The sequence below is a fragment of the Neisseria sp. P0022.S010 genome (assembly GCF_051956635.1).
The window spans coordinates 1-3,483 of sequence record NZ_JBQCXF010000307.1 but is presented as its reverse complement, the minus strand read 5'-3'; the positions used below and the strand labels follow the sequence as shown (position 1 = coordinate 3,483).

The window sequence follows — 3,483 nt, the reverse complement described above, 5'->3', positions numbered from 1 at the left end:
ACGTGCGCGTCGAAATCGACCGCGATACCGGCGAATACCAAACCTTCCGCCGCTGGCTGATTGTTGCCGATGAAGACTACACCTACCCCGACGTAGAAAAAACCATCGAGGAAATCCAAGAAGAAATTCCCGGCACCACCATCCAAATCGGCGAATACTACGAAGAGCAGCTGCCAAACGAAGGTTTCGGCCGCCAAGCCGCGCAAACTGCCAAACAAATCATCCTGCAACGCATCCGCGATGCCGAACGCGAGCAAAACCTGAACGAGTTCCTCGCTTCTAAAGAAGACATCGTTTCCGGTACGGTAAAACGCGTCGAGCGCCACGGCATCATCGTGGAAGTCGTTGCAGGCAAACTCGACGCCCTGATTCCGCGCGAAGAAATGATTCCGCGCGAAAACTTCCGCAGCGGCGACCGCATCCGCGCCCTCTTCCTGCGTGTGGACGAAATCGGCAATACCGGCCGCAAACAAGTCATTTTGAGCCGTACCAGCGGTGACTTCTTGGCCAAACTCTACGCCAACGAAGTGCCTGAAATTGCAGACGGCCTGTTGGAAATCCGCGAAGTAGCACGCGATCCCGGTCAACGCGCCAAAGTTGCCGTTAAAGCCAACGACCAACGCATCGACCCGCAAGGTACTTGTATCGGCGTGCGCGGCTCCCGTGTTAACGCTGTGAGCAACGAATTGTCCGGTGAGCGCATCGACATTGTATTGTGGTCTCCTGAGCCAGCCCAATTCGTGATGAATGCGCTGTCTCCTGCCGAAGTAAGCCGCATCGTAATTGACGAAGACAAACACGCCGTTGACGTAATCGTTGATGAAAACCAACTGGCGCTGGCCATCGGCCGCGGCGGTCAAAACGTCCGCCTGGCTTCTATCCTGACCGGCTGGCAGCTGAACATCATGACCGTTGAAGAAGCCGACGAGCGCAATGCTGCCGAAGACGCGGTTATCCGCAACCTCTTCACCACCCACTTGAATATCGACGACGAAACCGCCGATATCTTGGTGGAAGAAGGCTTTGCCACATTGGAAGAAGTTGCTTACGTTCCAGCGGCAGAATTGCTCTCGATTGACGGCTTTGACGAAGAAATCGTTGAAACCCTGCGCAATCGCGCACGCGATGCGATCCTGACCATTACCATCGCCGCAGAAGAAAAACTGGGTGAAGTGTCTGAAGACATGCGCAATTTGGACGGCGTAGATTCCGACATGTTGCGCAAACTGGCCGAAGCCGGCGTTACCCAACGCGATGATTTGGCCGAATTGTCTGTTGACGAATTGGTCGAAATTACCGGTGTTGACGAAGAAGAAGCCAAAAAAGTGATTTTGGCTGCACGCGAACACTGGTTTACCGAAGAAAATAACTAAGGGGGTACTGAATGAGTAATACAACCGTAGCGCAATTTGCCGCCGAACTAAACCGCCCCGTCGATGATTTGCTTAAACAATTGAAAGAAGCCGGGGTCAACAAAAACAGCGGTAATGACAGCATAACCACTGACGACAAACAACTGTTGACTGCTTACCTGCAAAAGAAAAACGGCAGCAACAGCGGCACCATCAGCATCCGTCGCAAAAAAACCGAAGTCAGCACCGTTGACGGCGTAAAAGTGGAAACACGCCGCCGCAGCCGTGCCGTTACCATTCCTTCTTCCGAAGAATTGGCTGCGGAAGCCAAAGCCAAAGTAGCAGCGGAAAACCAAAAAGCCGAAGCAGAAAAAGCAGCCGCCCAAGCTGCCGAAGAAAAAGCCAAAGCTGAAGCAGAAGCTGCCGCAAAAGCCGAAGCCCGTGCCAAAGCAGAGGCCGAAGCAGCCAGACTGAAAGCAGCCAAAGCCGCACCAAAAGCGGAAGGCAAACCTGCTGAAGCCAAAAAAGAAGAAGCCAAACCGGTTGAAACCGTAGAAGCTAAGGCCGAAGCAAAAGTTGAAGCTAAAGCGGACAACAAGCCGTCTGAAAAATCCGTTGAAGCTGAAAAACTAGCCGAAGCCAAAAAACCTGCCAAAGCCAAACAAGACAAAGGCGGCAAAGGCAAAGAAGCGAAAAAGGCAGCCAAACCTGCCGCTCCTGCCGTACCGCAACCTGTCGTCAGCGTTGAAGAACAGGCTCAACGCGATGAAGAAGCCCGTCGTGCCGCTGCCCTGCGCGCGCATCAAGAAGCCTTGTTAAAAGAAAAACAAGAGCGTCAAGCACGCCGCGAAGCCATAAAACAACAGGCCGAGAAAGACTCAAAACCTACTAAAGAAGCCAAATCAGGCGAACGCAATAAACCTGCCGAGAAAGCCAAAGCAGCATCCGGCGAAGGCAAATCCGAACACAACGCGCGCGGTAAAAAAGAAGACCGTCGTGACCGTGACGAAGAAAACCAAGGCCGTAACGCCAGAGGCAAAGGCGGCAAAGGCGGCCGTGACCGCAACAATGCGCGCAATGGTGACGACGAGCGCGTACGCGGCGGCAAAAAAGGCAAAAAACTCAAACTTGAGCCAAACCAACACGCCTTCCAAGCACCGACCGAACCTGTCGTACACGAAGTTTTGGTACCTGAAACCATTACCGTTGCCGACTTGGCACACAAAATGGCTGTTAAAGGCGTCGAAGTGGTTAAAGCCCTGATGAAAATGGGCATGATGGTAACCATCAACCAATCCATCGACCAAGACACTGCCCTGATTGTGGTGGAAGAACTCGGCCACATCGGTAAACCAGCCGCCGCCGACGATCCTGAAGCATTCTTGGATGAAGGCGTTGAAGCAGTAGAAGCCGAAGCATTGCCACGTCCTCCGGTTGTGACCGTGATGGGTCACGTTGACCACGGTAAAACTTCCCTGCTGGACTACATCCGCCGCGCCAAAGTGGTACAAGGCGAAGCGGGCGGCATTACCCAACACATCGGTGCATACCACGTTGAAACCCCACGCGGCGTGATTACCTTCTTGGATACTCCGGGTCACGAAGCGTTTACCGCCATGCGTGCGCGCGGTGCGAAAGCAACCGATATCGTGATTCTTGTGGTTGCAGCCGACGACGGCGTAATGCCGCAAACCATCGAGGCGATTGCCCACGCTAAAGCCGCGGGCGTACCAATGGTGGTTGCCGTCAACAAAATCGATAAAGAGGCCGCCAACCCTGAGCGTATCCGCCAAGAGCTGACTGCTCACGAAGTTGTGCCTGACGAATGGGGTGGCGATGTACAGTTTATCGACGTTTCCGCTAAAAAAGGCCTGAACATCGATGCATTACTCGAAGCAGTCTTGCTCGAAGCTGAAGTTTTGGAACTGACTGCCCCAGTCGACGCACCTGCCAAAGGTATCATTGTTGAGGCACGTTTGGACAAAGGCCGCGGCGCGGTTGCCACCCTCTTGGTACAAAGCGGTACGCTGAAAAAAGGCGATATGCTGCTGGCCGGTACTGCATTCGGTAAAATCCGTGCAATGGTTGACGAAAACGGCAAAGCCATCAATGAAGCCGGGCCGTCTATCCC

Annotated in this window: 2 protein-coding genes; both read left to right on the top strand. The window is 53.7% G+C overall.

Features of this window, described 5'->3' with window-relative positions; all coding sequences use genetic code 11:
• A partial coding sequence (gene nusA, locus ACTHUT_RS15790) for a transcription termination factor NusA (protein ID WP_440419017.1) occupies nucleotides 1–1,373 on the top strand: 1,373 nt, incomplete at its 5' end.
• An 11-nt stretch (nucleotides 1,374–1,384) separates the two neighbouring features.
• Nucleotides 1,385–3,483: translation initiation factor IF-2 (infB, locus tag ACTHUT_RS15785; protein WP_440419015.1), on the top strand; the 2,099-nt coding region annotated here is incomplete at its 3' end.